General features: G+C 74.3%; 6 protein-coding genes. All 6 read left to right on the top strand.

Features of this window, described 5'->3' with window-relative positions; genetic code table 11:
* On the top strand, positions 1 to 511 hold a 511-nt coding region (locus tag HF519_RS15800; protein ID WP_281358546.1), incomplete at its 5' end, for an acyl-CoA dehydrogenase family protein.
* A 2-nt stretch (positions 512 to 513) separates the two neighbouring features.
* A complete protein-coding gene (locus tag HF519_RS15795; RefSeq protein WP_169413712.1) occupies positions 514 to 1,140 on the top strand; it encodes a TetR/AcrR family transcriptional regulator in 627 nt (208 codons plus the stop codon).
* Positions 1,141 to 1,679: 539 nt separating this feature from the next.
* Positions 1,680 to 2,330 (top strand): hypothetical protein, encoded by a 651-nt coding sequence (locus HF519_RS15790; protein WP_169413711.1) that lies wholly within the window; start codon positions 1,680 to 1,682, stop codon positions 2,328 to 2,330.
* Between the two features lie 320 nt (positions 2,331 to 2,650).
* Positions 2,651 to 4,018, top strand: coding sequence for a lysine N(6)-hydroxylase/L-ornithine N(5)-oxygenase family protein (locus HF519_RS15785; RefSeq protein WP_211170089.1), 1,368 nt, complete (start codon positions 2,651 to 2,653; stop codon positions 4,016 to 4,018).
* Between the two features lie 44 nt (positions 4,019 to 4,062).
* On the top strand, positions 4,063 to 4,287 hold the full coding sequence (locus HF519_RS15780; RefSeq protein WP_169413710.1) for an MbtH family protein: 225 nt from the start codon (positions 4,063 to 4,065) through the stop codon (positions 4,285 to 4,287).
* 51 nt (positions 4,288 to 4,338) lie between these two features.
* The gene (locus tag HF519_RS15775) at positions 4,339 to 18,300 is read left to right on the top strand and encodes a non-ribosomal peptide synthetase (RefSeq protein ID WP_312860140.1); all 13,962 of its coding nucleotides are present in this window, start codon (positions 4,339 to 4,341) and stop codon (positions 18,298 to 18,300) included.
* The last annotated feature ends 176 nt before the right edge of the window (positions 18,301 to 18,476 follow it).

The raw sequence follows: 18,476 nt of genomic DNA, 5'->3' as shown, positions 1-18,476 counted from the left end.
GCTGTCGTTCACCGACGTCCGCGTGCCGGTGGCGAACCTGCTCGGCCCGGAGGAGGGTCAGGGCTTCACCCAGCTCGTGACCAACCTGCCGCAGGAGCGGCTGTCCATCGCGATCGCCGGCGTCGCGGCGGCCCGGACCGCGCTGGAGCAGACGCTGGACTACGTCAAGGACCGCAAGGCCTTCGGCCAACCCATCGGGTCCTTCCAGAACTCCCGGTTCGTGCTGGCCGAGATCGCCACCGAGATCGACATCGCCGAGCACTACGTCGACGACTGCGTGCGCGCGCTCAACGCGGGCGAGCTCACCGCCGTCGACGCGTCGAAGGCGAAGTGGTGGTGCACCGAGCTGCAGGGCAAGGTCCTGGACAAGTGCCTGCAGCTGCACGGCGGGTACGGCTACATGAACGAGTACCCGATCGCCAAGGCCTACGCCGACGCGCGGATCACCCGCATCTACGGCGGCACCACCGAGATCATGAAGGAAGTCATCGGCCGGAGCCTCGGGCTCTAGTGGTGACCGCTTCCCAACCCAGGACCCGGGCGCAGCGCACCGAGGACAGCCGCGCCCGGATCCTGGACGCGGCGGTGGGGTGCCTCACCGCCGGTGGGTACTCCGGCGCCACCACGCTGACCATCCAGGCAGCGGCGGGCGTGTCCCGGGGCCGGTTGCTGCACCACTTCCCGTCCCGCGACCGGCTGCTGGTGGCGGCCGCGCAGTACCTGGCCGTGAAGCGGGTGCAGGACACCGAGGACCGGGTGCTACACCTGCTCGGGGACGACGGGAACATCACGGAGGGCTGGGGGCGGGTCGACCGGGTCGTCGAGCTGCTCTGGGAGACCTTCCACGAGCCGCATTTCTGGGCTGCGGTCGAACTGTGGACGGCCGCCCGGGCCAATCCCGAGATCGCCGAGGCGCTGCTGCCGGAAGAGCGGCGGCTCGGCTCGGTGATCCGGGCGTCGATCGGACGGATGTTCGGCGAGCCGCACGCGTCGCATCCGCGCTTCCGTCAGCTGCGCGATCTGCTCCTGACGAGCATGCGCGGCACGGCGCTGACCTACACCTTCGATCCTCGCGACCCTGCCGGCGACCCGATGGTCGCGCAGTGGAAGGACCTGGCGCGGGTGTTGCTGGCCCCCTGAGGCCGGCCTGTCCGGCGTCGACCCCCGGCCCGCAGCCGGACGATCGGCCCGGCGGTGGTCCGGTGTACCGGCGATCGCGTCGGCCGGGCCCCGCTCCCGGCCGGTCGTGAGCGCGGGTGGGTCAGCCGCGATCCGGTGATCCGGCAGGGCCCGGCGGACCGGTCGTCCGAGAGGGCACTGTTCAACGACCGCTGTACCCGCGGCGATACGGCCACATGATCATCGTCAAACTTCCGGCGTCCGGACACCTGACCGGGCGGGGCCCGGAGGCTCCCGCCAATGGTGACTGTCCGTAAAAGTCAGCGCGCGCTCCAACTACTCACTGTAGAGCGTTACATGAACAGATAGTGACAAAATCCCCTCCCCGATGCTCCGAATGCCGCTCTTCGCCCCCTCGGAGTGCCTCTTACGGCGTAGCAAGCTAGCTTCTCCGCCGCGAGCCCGGTCACGCACAGCTACATAACGGGCGCGCAGCGATGCCCGCCCTGCGCCGTCCGGCGCTTGATCCGCGGACAACGCCGAAGAGAGGGATGTACTCGATGCAGATGAACAAGACGGCCCGCCGCGTCGCCGCTGTCGGCGCGCTGTCGATGCCGCTGGCGTTCGCCGTGTCCGGTATCGCCGGGGCGGCCGCGCTGCCGACCACCCCTGACCTGCCCGGCGCTCCCGACGCATCCGGTGCTGCGGAGCTCCCCGGCTCGGCCGACGCCCTCGCCCTGCCAGGTCCGGACGGAGTGCCGAACGCCGGGGCGCCCGGCCTGGACGGGGAGGCGTTCCAGACCGCAGACCTGGTGAGCGGATCGTTCCCGGGCGCGCAGTCGGGCTCGGCGAACGGTGAGTTCTCCGGGAGCGGGTCGACCGGATCCGGCTGGACCATGGACGGCGAGTCGGAGTTCGAGGGCGACTACGACGCGGAGGACGGAGGGTCCGCCGCGTCACTCCCCGAGCCGCCCGCGTTCGACGCGCCGGCGTTCGGTGTGCCCGCGCTGCCGCAGGCTCCGGCCTTCGACGCGTTCGGGGCCCCCGCCTTCGAGGCGCCGGGGGCTCCGGAGTTCGACGCGCCCGAGGCCCCGGAGTTCGAGGCCCCGTCGGCGGAGCAGGCCCCCTCGCTGCCCCGCGGTGTCGATCTGGCCGACGGGTTCGGCCAGGGCGGTCCCGGGATCAGCGTGGCGATCAGTTTCTCGCGCTGACCCGTCGCCCGGCTGACGCCGGGCGGGGGCACCTCTCACGGCCCGGCACGCGACCGTTCGCGTGCCGGGCCGTGCCGTTTCCGTCCTTCGGCGACGGGCGCGGCGAAGCGCCTGCGCGCAACGGCGTGGCCAGCAGGTACATCGCAAGTGTGAGCGGCGATACGCCCGTTCGGCCCCAGAGCGTGTACCCAGCGTGATCAACATGGCGCAGATGATCACTCGGGCGGACCTCTGACGTGCGCCAGCTTATGGTTAGCCTGCCCTTAGATAAGGATCGGCGATCATGGCTTCGCGTGCCGCGGGCCATCGAGAGGATGACGATGTCGTACTCCGCCCCTGCACGCCCCGGCTCCGGTCCGGATGTCCTCGACGTCCTCGGAGTGGGGTTCGGACCGTCGAACTTGGCGCTGGCCATCGCGGTCGCGGAGCACAACCGCGCCGCTGCGCCCGAGCGCCGGTTGACCGCACGGTTCCTGGAGCGCCAGCCCTGCTTCGGGTGGCACCGCGGGATGCTGCTCGAAGACGCGACGATGCAGGTGTCGTTCCTGAAGGACCTGGTCACGCAGCGGAACCCGGGCAGCCCGTTCAGCTTCCTGTCCTACCTGCACGCGCGGAACCGGCTCGTCGACTTCATCAACTACGGCAGCGTGTTCCCGACCCGCCTCGAGTTTCACGACTACCTGGAGTGGGCCGCCGCGGGTTTCGCCGGCCAGGTCGACTACGGCGCCGAGGTCGTGGAGATCGCTCCGGTGCGCGGTGACGGCCCGGCAGGCCCGGTGCGCCACCTGGAGGTGGTGACGCGGTACGCCGACGGCTCGACCGAGCGCCACCGGACCCGCAACGTCGTGCTTGCGACCGGGCTGACCCCGCACGTGCCGCGCGGGGTCCGGCTCGGTGATCGGGTGTGGCACAGCCGCGACCTGCTGGGCCGGGTCGCGCTGCTCAAGGGCACCGAGCCCAGCCGGCTCGCCGTGGTCGGCGCCGGCCAGAGCGCCGCCGAGGCCGTCGACTTCCTGCACCGGACCTTCCCGACCGCCGAGGTCTGCGCGGTCTTCACGCGCTACGGCTACAGCCCGGCCGACGACAGCTCCTTCGCCAACCGGATCTTCGACCCGGTCGCGGTCGACCACTTCTACACCGCGCCCGACGAGGTGAAGGAGCAGATCCTGGGCTACCACGCGAACACGAACTACTCGGTGGTCGACCCCGAGCTGATCGACGAGCTCTACCGGCGCCACTATCACGAGCGGGTCGCGGGCCGGGAGCGCCTGCGCTTCCTCAACGTCACGCGCGTGACCGACGTCGTCGAGATCGGGGGCCGGGTCGAGCTCGCGGTCGAGTCGATGATCGACGGCGATCGCGAGGTGCTCACCTCCGACGCCGTCGTCTACGCGACCGGCTACCGCGCTACCGACCCACTCTGGCTGCTCGGTGACCTCGCCCGGTCCTGCGCCCGCGACGCCGCGGGGCGGCTCGACATCCGGCGCGACTACCGCATCGCCACCACCGCAGACCTCACCGCCGGTATCTACGTGCAGGGCGCGACGGAGCACACGCACGGCATCTCCTCGACGCTGCTGTCGAACGTCGCGGTGCGCTCCGGGGAGATCGTCGCGTCGATCGCGGGGGGTGCCCCGGCCGCTGCGCCGGCCCCCGCCGCGCTCGCCGACGCCCCCGTCGCCCGCTGAGCGCCCCCGCCGCCGGCTCCACTCCCCGAATCCAGGAGACACCCATGTCCACCAACCCCTTCGACGACGAGAACGGCACGTTCCACGCGCTGCGCAACGACGAGGGCCAGTACTCGCTGTGGCCGACCTTCGTGCCGGTGCCCGAGGGCTGGACCGTGCAGCACGGTCCGGACACCCGGCGGTCGTGCCTGGACCACATCGAGGCGCACTGGACCGACCTGCGGCCGCGGAGCCTGGTCGAGCGGATGGAACGCGACGGGGCGGCCTGACCCCGGCTGCCCACTGATCCCCGTACCGCTGCCGTGCCGATGGAGCCGATGGTGACCACGACATCCGAGAACGACCGCCACCTGATGATCGACCGGCAGCGGGACGGGGGCTGCGGCCCGGCGTCCACCTGGCCCGTCCTGTTCGCCGAGCAGGTCCGCCGCGATCCGGACGCGGTCGCGGTCGTGCTGGCCGACGAGAGGCTGACCTACGCCCAGCTCGACGCCCGGGCGAACCGCCTCGCCCACGTCCTGCGCGCCCGCGGAGCGGGGCCGGAGCGGGTGGTCGGGCTCGCCCTGCCACGCTCGATCGACATGGTCGTCGCGCAGGTCGCGGTACTGAAGGCGGGCGCGGCGTACCTGCCGATCGACCCGGACTACCCGGTGGATCGCATCGGGTACATGCTCGCCGACGCCCGGCCTGCGGTGGTCGTCGCGACGGCCGACCTGGCCGGGGACCTCGGGGACGTGCCGTTACTGCTGCTCGACGATCCGGGCACCGACGCCGAGCTCGCCGCGGCCCCCGCATCGGACCCGGCCCCGCCGCTGCACGTCCACAACGCGGCGTACGTCATCTACACCTCGGGCTCCACCGGCCGGCCGAAGGGCGTCGTGCTCTCGCACACCGGGGTCGCGAAGCTCGTCGCGACCCAGACCGAGCGGTTCGGCATCGGCGCGGACAGCCGGATCCTGCAGTTCGCCTCACCGAGCTTCGACGTGGCGTTCTGGGACCTGTGCCTCGCGTTGCTGTCCGGCGGGCGGCTGGTGGTCGTGCCCGCTGAGTTGCGGGTGCCCGGGCCGGAACTGGCCGACTACGCGCACGCGCACGCCGTCACGTTCATGATCCTGCCGCCGACCCTGCTCGCGGCGATGCCGCCGGACGTGACGCTGCCGCCCGCCACCCTGCTGGCCGGCACCGAGCGGGTGTCGCGTGAGCTCGTGGCGCGGTGGGGGCGGGGGCGCCGGATGTTCAACGCCTACGGCCCCACCGAGGCGACCGTGAACTCCACCCTCGGGGAGAGCCACCCCGACCGGCTGCGCGGGACCTCGGTCCCGATCGGCGTGCCCGATCCGATGACCACCGCGCACGTGCTCGACGACCGGTTGCGCCCGGTCCCGCCCGGCGAGCCCGGCGAGCTCTACCTGGGCGGGCCGGGTCTGGCCCGCGGCTACCTCGGGCGTCCGGACCTCACCGCCGAGCGGTTCGTCGCCGACCCGTTCGGCGCACCGGGGGAACGGCTGTACCGCACCGGCGACGTCGTCCGCCGCGACGCCGACGGGACGCTGGACTTCCTGGGCCGGGTCGACGACCAGGTCAAGATCCGCGGATACCGGGTGGAACCCGGCGAGATCGAGGCGGTGCTCGCCGCGCATCCGGCCGTCGCGCAGGCCACGGTGCAGGTGCGCGAGGACCGGCCCGGCGACCGGAGGCTGGTGGCCTATGTGGTGCCACGGACCGGTGGTACCGCCGCGGAGGAGCAGGTCGCGGTGTGGAAGGACCTGCACGAACTGCTGTACGCCGCGTCCGACGAGAGCTCCGCGGCATTCGAGGACGGCTTCGCGGGCTGGAACTCGACCTACGACGGGTCGCCCATCCCGCGCGCGGACATGCGGGCCTGGCGTGAGGCGACGGTGGCCCGGATCCGGGCGCTGGCGCCGCGGCGGGTGCTGGAGATCGGCGTCGGCAGCGGTCTGCTGCTCACCGAGCTCGCCCCGGACTGCGAGCTCTACCGTGGCGTCGACCTGTCCGAGGAGGCGATCGCCGCGCTGCGCCGGCGGGTGGACGCGGATCCGGCGCTGGCCGGCAGGGTCGTGCTGGACGCCCGGCCCGCCCATGAGCTCGCCGACGCCGACGACGCAGATCTCACGGCAGGGTCCTTCGACACCGTCGTGATCAACTCGGTGGCACAGTACTTCCCGAGCGCCGCGTACCTGATCGATGTGCTGCGCCGCGCCGCCGCGCTGCTGGCACCCGGTGGTGCGGTCTTCGTCGGCGACGTCCGGCACCGCGGTCTGCTGCGGATGTTCCGCGCCGGGATCGAGGTCGGCCGGCGCCAACCGGGGGGCGACCCGGCGGCGTTGCGCCGGGCCGTCGACGCCGCCGTGGCGTGGGAGGGTGAGCTGCTCTGCGATCCGGACTTCTTCGCGGTCCTGCCGACTGTGATCCCGGGCCTGGCGGGCGTGGACCTGGAGGTCAAGCGGGCGGTCGCGCACGACGAGCTGAGCCGCTACCGGTACGACGTCGTGCTGCGGAGGGCCGGTGGCCGGGAGGGGGAGCCGGCACCGCTCGTTCCCGGCGAGCTGGTCTGGGCCGACGGTTCCACGGAACCGCCGGCCGGGGCGGGCGCTGTCGGTGAACTCGCCGACCTGGCCGCGCACCTGCGAGATCACCGCCCGGCCGCGCTGCGTGTCACCGGCATCCCCAACGCCCGGCTGACCCCGGACCTGGCGGCCCTGCTGGTCGTCGACGGCGGCTCCGCGGTTCCGAGTCCTGGCGTCGACCCCGAGGACCTGCACGAACTCGGCGCCGAGCTCGGCTACCGCACCGCCGTCACGTGGACCGCCGGCGACGCCGACGGACGGCTCGACGTGCTGTTCACCGCGCCGGACGCCGCCACCGGGCCGGCATACCGGCCGGAATCCGGCCCCGGGACGGAGGTGACGGCGCTCGCCAACGTGCCCGCCCCGTTCCGCGACGTGAACACCCTGGTCGCGAACCTGCGCGAGCACCTGCGTGACCGGCTGCCCGACTACCTGGTCCCGTCGGGGATCGTCGCGCTCCCCGCGCTGCCGGTGATGGCCAACGGCAAGCTCGACCGCGCGGCGCTGCCGGCGCCGGACCTGGCCGCCCAGGTCACCGGCCATCGGCCCCGCACCCCCCGCGAGGAACTGCTCTGCGCGCTGTTCGCCGAGGTGCTCGGCGTCCCCGGGATCGGTGTCGACGACGACTTCTTCGCCCTCGGCGGTGACAGCATCGTCTCCATCAGGCTGGTGGTCCGGGCGCGTGCGGCGGGCCTGCTCGTCACCCCGCGGCAGGTCTTCACCCACCGAACGGTCGCCGAGCTCGCGCCCGTCGCCACCGTCCGCCCGGACGTGCCGGTCGAGGACGTCACCGGTCCGCTCGCCGAGCTGGACGCGGTGGCGCGCGCGGAGCTGGCCGGGATCGGCGAGATCGCCGACGTGTGGCCGGTGTCCGCCCTGCAGGAGGGCTTCTTCTTCCACGCCGCGCTGGACGAGGCGGCGCGGGACGTCTACACGATCCAGGAGGTCTTCGACCTCGTCGCCCCGGAGCACGGTGTCGACGGGACGGCGCTGCGTGCCGCGATCCAGGACCTGCTCGATCGCCACCCCCAGCTGCGCGCGGGGTTCGCCCAGCGTGCCGACGGCCGGGTGGTGCAGGCCGTGGCCGCGCACGCCGAACTGCCCTGGGGGGAGGTGGACCTGTCGGGTCTGCCGGCCGACGAGCAGGACCGCCGCGCCGCCGCCGTGATCGACGCGGACCGGGCCCGCCGGTTCGACCTGGCCCGGCCCCCGCTGCTGCGCGCCACCCTGATCCGGCTCGGCACCGGGCGGGCCCGGCTCGTCGTCACCTTCCAGCACATCGTGATCGACGGTTGGTCGGTCGTCGTGCTCGTCCGCGACCTGCTCGCGGGGTACGCGGCCCGGGCCGGCGGCGCCCCCGTTCGGGCCGGACACCGCGGCGGTGAGGCGATGGTCCGGCACCGCGCGTGGTTCGCCCGGCTCGCCGATCGCGACACCGAGGCCGCCCGCGCGGCCTGGGCCGCCGAGCTGGCCGGGCTCGACGAGCCCACCCGGCTGCTGCCCGCGATCGTGCCCGGCCCGCCGCCCGGCGGCGACGCGGCGACGCGGCACAGTCGGCTCGGGTTCACCCTCGACGAGCAGGCCACCGCCGCACTGACCGCCGGGGCCCGGGCCCACGGCCTGACCCTGGGCACCGTGCTGAACGGTGCGTGGGGCCTGCTGCTGGGCCAGCTCACCGGGCGGCGCGACGTGGTGTTCGGCAGCACGGTCTCCGGCCGCGACGCCGACGTCGACGGCCTCGAGTCGGCCGTCGGGTTGTTCATCAATACCCTCCCGGTCCGGTTGCGCTGGCAGCCGGGCGAGACGCTGGCCGCGACGCTGCGCCGGTTGCAGGAAGCCCAGACCGGGCTGCTCGACCACCAGCAGATCGGGCTCGGGGAGGTGCAACGCCTGGCCGGGCTGCCCGAGCTGTTCGACACGCTCGTCGTGGTCGAGAACTACCCGCGCGACCAGACGCCGGGCGCGGGGCTGCAGGTCGAGGGGGTGGAGGTCCTCGACGCCGTGCACTACCCGGTCGCGCTGGTCGCCGGCACCGGGGCGCAGCTCGACCTCGTGCTGAAGTACGACCCCGCGCGCGTCCCGGCGGACGCCGCGGCGCTGCTGGTCGACCAGCTCCGACGGGTGCTCGACGCACTGGCCGACGGCCTGGACGCGGTGGTCGCGTCGATCCCGCTGCGGGACGCCGGCCCTGCTCACGGCCGCGCCGGCCGTCCCGTGGCGGACTCCGCCGACGACCCTGCCGACGACCCCGCGCACGACGTCCCCGCCACGACGCTGACCGAGCTGATCGCCGCGCAGACGGCCCGCACCCCCGACGCGACGGCCGTCGTCGCCGAGGATGCGACGCTGAGCTACGCCGAGCTGAGCCGCCGGGCCGGCGTACTGGCCGCGCGGCTGCGGGCGGCCGGGGCCGGCCCGGGCCGGGTCGTCGGGGTCGCGGTGCCGCGCTCGGCGGAGCTCATGGTGGCCCTGCTGGGCGTGCTGAGGTCCGGCGCCGCCTACCTGCCGCTCGACCTGGAGTACCCCGCCGAACGGCTCGAGTTCATGCTCGCCGACGCGGGCGTCGACGTCGTGGTGACGACGGGCGCCGCCGCGGACCGGGTCCCCCGGGTGGCCGGGGTGGCGGCGTTGCTGATGGAGGCCACCGGGGACAGCGATGCCGCCGGTGGCGAACCGGTCGGAGCCTCGCCCGCCGGCCCCGCAGGCATCACCGGCACCGCCGGCACCACCACCGGCGGCACCGACGTCGACGAGGCTGTGTACCTGATCTACACCTCGGGTTCGACCGGCCGCCCGAAGGGCGTGGTCGTGACCCACCGCGCGATCGTCAACCGGCTCGCCTGGATGCAGCACGAGTACGGCCTCGGTGCGGACGACCGGGTGCTGCAGAAGACCCCGGCCGGCTTCGACGTGTCGGTCTGGGAGTTCTTCTGGGCGTTGTGCACGGGCGCGGCCGTCGTGTTCGCCCGGCCGGGCGGGCACCGGGACCCGGGATACCTGGCCGGAGTGGTCCGGGACGAGCGGGTCACGACGATGCACTTCGTGCCGTCGATGCTGGAGGCGTTCCTCGCCACCGACGAGGTGACCGCCGACCCGTCGTGGGCCGGGACCCTGCGCCGGGTGTTCTCCAGCGGGGAGGCGCTGCCCGTCGGCTCCGCCGCGCGCTGGTCGGAGCTCACCGGGGTGCCGCTGCACAACCTCTACGGGCCCACCGAGGCCGCCGTCGACGTCACCTACTTCGCGTGTTCCGAGGACGGGGCCGACGACGGCGCGTCCGTCCCCATCGGACGGCCGGTGTGGAACACCCGGGTGCACGTGCTCGACCCGTGCCTGCGCCCGGTCGCCGACGGCATGGCCGGTGAGCTCTACCTCGCCGGCGTCCAGCTCGCCCGCGGCTACCACGCCCGGGCGGGGCTGACCGCCGACCGGTTCGTCGCTGACCCGTTTGGTGCACCGGGGGAGCGGATGTACCGCACCGGCGACGTCGTGCGCCGCCGTCCCGACGGGGCGCTGGAGTACCTGGGCCGGTCCGACTTCCAGGTCAAGATCCGCGGCAACCGCATCGAGCTGGGCGAGATCGAAGCCGCGCTGGTGGGCCTGCCGGAGGTCGCGCGGGCCGCGGTGATCGCCCGTCGCGACCGCGCCGGGCAGGCGCTGGTGGGGTACGTGGTGCCCGCGGCCGGCGCCGCGCCCGACCCCGATCGGCTGCGGGCGGCACTCGCCGTGGCGCTGCCCGAACCCATGGTTCCCACGGCGTTCGTCGTGCTCGACGACCTGCCGCTCACCCCCAGCGGCAAGCTCGACCGCGCCGCATTGCCCGCCCCGGCCGCCCCGGCGCCGAGCGGGCCGGCCCGCGAGCCGCGCACCGCCGTGGAACGGGTGCTGTGCACGGTGTTCGCCGAGGTGTTGGGCCGGGAGCACTGCGGTCCCGACGACGACTTCTTCGCCCTCGGTGGGGACAGCATCTCCTCGATCAGCGTGTCGAGCCGGGCCCGGCGGGCCGGGCTGCGGGTCGGCCCGCAGGACGTGTTCACCGGCCGGACCCCGGCCGGGATCGCGGCCCTTGCGGAGACGGCGGCGGCCGAGGCTCCGGTCGGCGGCGAGCTGACCGGCGTCACGGAGGCGGACCTCGCCCAGGTCCGCCGGGTCAGCCCGGTGCCCGTCGCGGAGGTCTGGCCGCTGTCCCCGTTGCAGGACGGCCTGTTCTTCCACGCCGGCCTCGACGGTGCCGACGCCGACGTCTACACGATCCAGGAGGCCATCGACCTCGATCACCGGCTCGATGCCGACCGGCTGCGCGCCGCCTGCGCGACGGTGCTCGCACGCAACGCCGCTGTGCGCGCCGGGTTCACCAGCGAGGGCCTCGGCGGGCCGGTGCAGTTCGTCGCGGCCCAGCTCCAACCGCCGGTGACCGAGGTGGACCTGTCCGGGGCCCCGGCCGCGGAGCGCGAGGCGCGCCTCGCCGCGCTGATGGCCGAGGACCGCGCGACCCGCTTCGACCTTGCCCGGCCCCCGCTGTTCCGGCTGCTGCTGGTGCGCCTCGGCGACCGCGACCGGCTGGTGATCAACCGCCACCTGCTGCTGTGGGACGGCTGGTCGGCGTGGCTGTTCGTCGAGCAGTTGTTCGCGGCCTACCACGGTGAGGCTGCTGCGGAGCCGGGTTCCTACCGCGACTACCTGGCGTGGCTCGCCGCGCAGGACGCCGCCGCGGCCACCGCGGCCTGGCGCACGGCACTGTCCGGTGTGGACACCCCGACCCTGGTGGCTCCCGCGGCGGCCCGGGCGGCCACGGCCACACCGCCGCGCACCCTCGACGTCGAGCTCACGGCGGCTACCGCCGATCGGTTGCGCGCGCTCACCCGCGAGCACGGCCTGACCGCGAACACCGTGCTGAGCACGGTCTGGGGGCTGGTCCTCGGCGCCTCGACCGGGCGCTCCGACGTCGTCTTCGGCACGGCGGTGGCCGGGCGCCCCGCCGCCGTCGCCGACGTCGAGAGCACTATCGGCCTCTTCCTGAACACGGTTCCGGCCCGGATGGCGTTCGTCGCGGACGAGCCGGTGGTGGATCTGCTGCACCGGGTGCAGGCCGAGCGGCTCGCGCTGCTGGAGCACGAGTCGATGGGGCTGGGCGAGATCCAGCGCGCGGCCGGGCACCGGCAACTGTTCGACACGTTGTTCGTCTACCGGCCCGAGGGCGGTGAGCAGCGGGTCGCCGAGCTCGGGGCCCGCTACGGGATCACCGCGATGACCAATGTGGACGCCACGCACTACCCGCTGAACCTCGTCGTGACCCCCGGTCACCGGATCCGGCTGACGCTGTCCCACGCCCCCGACGTCGTCGGTGCGGAGGCAGCGCAGGCCTACCTGGACCGGTTCACCCTGCTGCTCGACCAGCTGCTCGCCGACCCGCGGACCGCCACCGCCCGGCTCGACCCGCTGCTCCCGGCGGAGACGGCGGCGATCAGGACGAGCCGCGGCGGGGCGGCGCGGCCGATCGGCACCGAGACCATCGCCGACCTGCTCGCGGAGCGCGCCGCCCGCATCCCCGGCGACACCGCCCTGATCGCCGGGACCGAGCGGCTGACCTACGCCGAGCTCGATGCCGCCGTCGACCGCACCGCCCGGCTGCTGCTCGCCCGGGGCGCCGGCCCGGAGACGGTGGTGGCGCTGGGGCTGCCGCGGTCGGCGGAGACGGTGATCGCGCTGTTCGCGGTGCTGCGCACGGGCGCGGCGTACCTGCCGCTGGAGCTCGACCACCCGGCCGAACGGCTCGTCTCCACCCTGCGCGACGCGGCGCCGGTCTGCCTGCTCACCGTCGCGCGGGTCGCCGACTCGCTCGCCGGTGCCGGGGTGCCGGCCGTCGTGCTGGACGACCCCGCGGTGGCGGCCGAGCGCGCGGCGCTCCCGGGCGGGCCGCTGTCCGACGCCGAGCTGGGCCCGTTCGCGCGGACGAACCCGCACCGTCTCGAGTTCCCGGCGTACGTCATCTACACCTCGGGCTCGACGGGCCGGCCCAAGGGCGTCGTGACCCCGTACCGGGGGCTCACGAACATGCAGCTCAACCACCGGGAGGAGATCTTCGGACCGGCGATCGCGGCCGCCGGGGGCCGGCGGCTGCGCATCGCGCACACCGTGTCGTTCGCCTTCGACATGTCCTGGGAGGAGCTGCTCTGGCTCGTCGAGGGCCACGAGGTGCACGTGTGTGACGAGGACCTGCGCCGCGACGCCGAGGCGCTGGTCGCCTACTGCGACGCGCACGAGATCGACGTCGTCAACGTGACCCCGACCTACGCCGCGGCGCTGTTCGAGGTCGGCCTGCTCGACGAGGGGGAGGGGCGGCACCGGCCGCCGCTCGTGCTGCTCGGTGGTGAGGCCGTGTCCGACACCGTCTGGACGACGCTGCGCGACACCTCCGGGACCGTCGGCTACAACCTCTACGGCCCGACCGAGTACACCATCAACACCCTCGGCGCGGGGACGGCTGACAGCGCCACCCCGACGGTGGGCCGGCCGATCCTCAACACCCGTGCCCACGTGCTCGACGGCTGGCTGCGCCCGGTGCCCGACGGGGTGCCCGGCGAGCTCTACATCGCCGGCGCCGGGCTGGCCCGCGGCTACCTCGGCCGGTTCGCGCTGACGGCCGAGCGGTTCGTCGCCGACCCGCACGAGCCCGGCGGGCGGATGTACCGCACCGGTGACCTCGTGCGCCGCCGCCCGGACGGCGCGCTGGACTTCCTCGGCCGCACCGACGAGCAGGTCAAGATCCGCGGCTACCGGGTCGAACCGGGGGAGGTCGCGGCCGCGCTCACCGACCACCCCGGTGTCGCGCAGGCCGCGGTGATCGCCGACCGGTTCGGCCCCGGGGGGATCGCGCGGCTGGTCGGCTACGTGGTCGGGGAACCCGGCACCGAGGCGAACTCGCTGCGCGAGCACCTGCGCGAGCGGTTGCCCGACTACATGGTCCCGGCGGCGATCGTCGCGCTCGACGCGTTGCCGCTGACCGTCAACGGCAAGCTCGACACCGCCGCCCTGCCCCGCCCCGACATCACCCCGGCCGGGGGCGGCCGGGAGCCCCGCGGGCGCCACGAGCAGGTGCTGTGCGAGCTGTTCGCGCAGGTCCTGGGACTGGAGCGGGTCGGCGTCGAGGACGACTTCTTCGATCTCGGTGGGCACTCGCTGCTCGCCACCCGGCTGCTCAGCCGGGCCCGGACGGCGCTGTCGGCCGAGCTGACCCTGCGCGATCTGTTCGAGGCGCCGACAGTCGCGGAACTGGCGACGCGGGCGGCGGGGGCCCGGGCCGGAGCCCGGCCCGAGCTCGTCGCGGCGCGACGTCCGGAGCGGCTCCCGCTGTCGGCGGCCCAGCAGCGGCTCTGGCTGGTCCAGCAGCTGGAGGCCGGCTCGGCCGCGTACAACTTCCCGATCGTGCTGCGGCTGCGCGGGGAGCTGGACGCGGGCGCGCTGGAGGCGGCGCTGCACGACGTGGTCGCCCGCCACGAGGCGCTGCGCACGGTGTTCGCCGAGGAGGAGGGCACCGGGCTCCCGGTGCAGCGGATCCTGCCGGCGGCCCGGGTGCCCTTCGCCCGGGTGGACGCGGCCGCGGACGAGGTCGGCGGGCTGGTCCGCGCCGAACTGGACCGGCCGTTCGACCTGGCCGCCGAGCTGCCGTTGCGGGCCACGCTCATCGCGGTGCACCCCGCCGAGCACGTGCTCGTCCTGCTGCTGCACCACATCACGACCGACGAATGGTCCGACCGGCCGTTCCTGCGCGACCTCGCCGCCGCGTACCGGGCCCGCCACGACGGCACGGCCCCGCAGTTCGCCCCGCTCGCCGTCCAGTACGCCGACTACGCGCTGTGGCACGCCGAGATGCTCGGCGACCGCGACGATCCGGCGAGCGTGGCCGCCCGCCAGCTCGACTTCTGGCACGCGACGCTGGACGGCGCGCCCGACGAGCTGGTTCTGCCCACTGACCGGTCCCGCCCGGCGCGCCCCACGTTCCGCGGCGGCACCGTCGACGTCGCGCTCGACCCGGACACCTGCGACGGGCTGCGCGGCGTCGCCCGGGACACCGGCGCGAGCATGTTCATGGTGCTGCACGCGGCCGTCGCGGCCCTGCTCCAGCGGCTCGGCGCCGGCACCGACATACCGCTCGGTGCGCCGATCGCGGGCCGCACCGACGAACGGCTCGACGATCTCGTCGGGTTCTTCGTCAACACCCTGGTGCTGCGCACCGACGTGTCCGGCGCGCCGGGGTTCACCGAGCTCGTCGCGCGGGTCCGCGAGACCGACCTGGCCGCGTTCGCCCACGCGGACGTGCCGTTCGAGGCCGTGGTGGAGCGAGTGAACCCGCCCCGGGCACTGGCCCGCAACCCGCTGTTCCAGGTCATGGTCGGCTACCACGCCCGCAGCGGTGACCTGCTCGACCTGCCCGGGCTGGACGTCCGCGAGGAGCCGATCGGCACCACGACGGCCAAGTTCGACCTGGTCTTCAGCTTCGCGGAGCAACTGGAGTCCGGACGGATCACGCTGCACCTCGAGTACGCCGCAGACCTGTTCGACCGCGGCACCGCCCGGCGGCTCGGCGACCGGTTCGCCGCTCTCGCCCACGCGCTCGCCGACGACCCGGGCATGCGTCTCGACGACGTCGACATCTTCATCGACGACGAGCGACCGCTCGTGCTCGACGTGTTCACCGCGACGGGGCGGGCCGTCGACGAGGAGACGTTGATCGACTCGTTCGAGCGGTGGGCACGGACGACGCCCGACGCCGTCGCGGTCGTCGACGGGCCCCGGTCGGTGCGCTACGGCGAGCTCGACGCCCTGGCCGAGGCCGCGGCGGACCTCCTCGCGGCGCACGGCGTCGGCGCCGAGGACGTGGTCGGGGTCGCCATGCCGCGTTCGGCCGACATGGTCGCCACGGTGCTGGGCGTACTCAAGCTCGGTGCCGCGTGGCTGCCACTGGACCTCAACCACCCGACCGACCGGATCGCCTACATGCTCGGGGACTCCGGGGCGCGGACGCTGGTCGCGACGCCTGCCGAGGCGCGCCGGATCCCGGAGATGGACGGGCTGTCCCGGGTCCTGGTCCCCGACGCCGGCCTGACGCCCGCGCAGCGTCGCGTCCGGCCCCGGCCGTCGGGCCTCGATCACGCCGCCTACGTCATCTACACCTCCGGCTCCACCGGCCGGCCCAAGGGCGTCGTCGTCCCGCACGAGGGCATCGCCAGCCTGGCCGCGACCGCCGTCGACCGGATGGGCGTCGAGGCGGACAGCCGCATCCTGCAGTTCGCGTCGGTCGGCTTCGACGTCGCCGCGTTCGAGCTGACGATGTCGCTCACCCTCGGCGCCCGGCTGGTGATCCTTCCCGACGACAGCCGGGTCGCCGGGCCCGCGCTGACCGGCTTCCTGCACGAGCAGGGGATCACGCACGCGATCCTGCCGCCGTCGCTGGTCGCGGCCCTGCCGCCGGACTGCGTGATCCCGGACGGCACGACCGTGCTCGTGGGCACCGAGACGGTGCCGCCGGACCTGATCGGGCGCTGGGCGCAGCGGCTGGACCTGTTCGCCGCCTACGGGCTGACGGAGGCCACGGTGAACTCGACGCTGTGGCGCGCCGAGCCGGGCTGGCGGGCCGCCGTCCCGATCGGCCGACCGGACCCGAACACCACCGCGTACGTCCTCGACGAGCGGCTGCGCCCGGTGCCACCGGGCGTCGTCGGTGATCTGTACGTCGCCGGCCGGGGCCTGGCCCGCGGCTACCTCGGCCGCACCGCCCTGACCGCGGAACGCTTCGTCGCGTCGCCCTTCGGCCCGCCCGGGGCACGGATGTACCGCACCGGGGACCGGGCCCGCTGGCGCCGCGACGGCAATCTCGACTTCCTGGGCCGTGTCGACGACCAGGTCAAGATCCGTGGCTTCCGGATCGAGCTCGGTGAGGTCGCGGCGGCGCTGACCAGCCACGACGCGGTGAGCCAGGCCGTCGTCGTGGCCGACCGGGACGGCGACCTGATCCGGCTCGTCGGGTACGTCGTGCCCGGGCACGGACCGGTCGATCCGGCGGCGCTGCGCGCCCACGTGGCCGAGCGGCTGCCCGAGTACATGGTCCCGGCCATCGTCGTCGCGCTCGACGGCCCGGTGCCGCTGACGCCGAACGGCAAGCTCGACCGGCGTGCGCTGCCGGCCCCGGACTGGTCGGTGCTCGTCGGCTCGGCCCGCCCGCAGACACCGGAGCAGCAGCGGCTCGCGGAACTGTTCGCCGAGGTCCTGCACCTTCCCCAGGTCGGCATCCACGACAGCTTCTTCGACCTCGGCGGCCACTCGATGGCCTCGATGCGGCTGATCGGGAAGGTGCGCGCGACGCTGCACGCCGACTTGACCATCCGCGACGTCTTCGACGCCCCGACCGTCGCCGCGCTCGCGCGGTTGATCGGCGGGCGTGCCGGGTCGGGCGGGCGGCCGGCCCTGGTCCCGACCGATCCGCCCGGGGAGACCGAACCGCTCGCCCCGGTCCAGCGCTGGCGGTGGGCGCGGCACCGGGTGTCGGCACGGCCCGATCACGCACTCGTCCTGCGTCCCGACCGGCCCTACGACGCCGACGCCCTCGCCGCGGCGCTCGCCGACGTGGCGCGCCGGCACGAGCCGCTGCGCACGGTGTTCGCCGACTCCGACGGCGGGCCCCGGCGGCGGATCCGCGAAACCGGCCCGGTCCTCGACCGGACGCACGAACCCGATCTGGACTCGGCCCTGCAGGTCCTCGCCGCCGCTCCGTTCGATCTGACCGTCGAACCCCCGCTGCGGGCGCACCTGCTGACCGGGCCGGCGGGGGAGCAGGCACTGCTGCTGGTGCTGCACTACCTCGGTGTCGACGAGTGGTCGGTCGTCCCACTGCTGCGCGATCTCGGCCACGCCTACGCGGCCCGCTGCACGGGGCGGGCCCCGGAGTGGGAGCCGCTGCCGGTGAGCTACACCGACTACGCGCGGTGGGCCCGGGAACTGCCCGGGGACTCCGACCACTGGCGGACCGCGCTGCGCGGGGTGCCGACGACCCTCGATCTCGGCACACCCGCCCCGGAGGACGACGACCGCGCGGCCACGGTGGCGTTCGTCCTCGATCCGGCGCTGCGCCGCGGGATCGACGAGCTCGCCGGTCGCACCCGGACCAGCATGTTCATGGTGATGCAGGCCGCGCTGGCCACCGTGCTGAGCTCGAGCGGCGCCGGCTCGGACCTCCCGATCGCCTCGTTCGTGGCGGGCCGGACGGAGGCCGGGCTCGTCGACCTCGTCGGATGCTTCGCGGGCGTGCTCGTGCTGCGCACCGACACCGCGGGGGACCCCGGGTTCGAGGAGTTGCTGGCCCGGGTGCGGGAGACGAACCTCGGAGCGCTGGAGCACCAGGACGGGGCCTTCGCCGACGTCGCCGAGGCCACCGGGATGCACCGCCCCCCGGTGCTGCTGGTGCACCACGAGGAGGCCGGGCCGGCGATCGGGCAGGGCGTACTCGGGCGTCTCGACGCCGTCGGGGTCGGGGGCGCGACCGCGGACCTGACCGTCAGCTTCTACGAGTCGCCGGGCCGGGGCGTCGACGCCGCACCGGTCCACGTCGAGCTGACCCATCGGCTGGCGCGCTTCGACAGTGACACCGCCGCCCACCTGGTGGAGCGGCTGCTGCAGGTCCTGCGGGACGCGACCGCCTGATCTGGTGCTCCACCCCGGCCGGCCGTTCGCGGTCCGGCCGGGGTGCCGGCGTGGATCCACACACCGATTCGGACGATCCGCCCTGCGGTGATCGCGTTCGGGCCGGAGCCATCGCCCTGCGGCGATGTCGTGCGGGGTGGAAGCAGCCGATCGTGCTCCGGTGGCCGGTTTAGCTG

The organism is Pseudonocardia bannensis, from assembly GCF_012911875.1.
GTDB classification, from domain to species: Bacteria; Actinomycetota; Actinomycetes; order Mycobacteriales; family Pseudonocardiaceae; genus Pseudonocardia; species Pseudonocardia bannensis.
This window is presented reverse-complemented; position numbering and strand designations above follow the sequence as displayed.

Coding starts and splice junctions, on each gene's coding strand:
- HF519_RS15780 (WP_169413710.1), top strand. CDS start 4,063: ATGTCCACCAACCCCTTCGACGACGAGAACGGCACGTTCCACGCGCTG.
- HF519_RS15790 (WP_169413711.1), top strand. CDS start 1,680: ATGCAGATGAACAAGACGGCCCGCCGCGTCGCCGCTGTCGGCGCGCTG.
- HF519_RS15785 (WP_211170089.1), top strand. CDS start 2,651: ATGTCGTACTCCGCCCCTGCACGCCCCGGCTCCGGTCCGGATGTCCTC.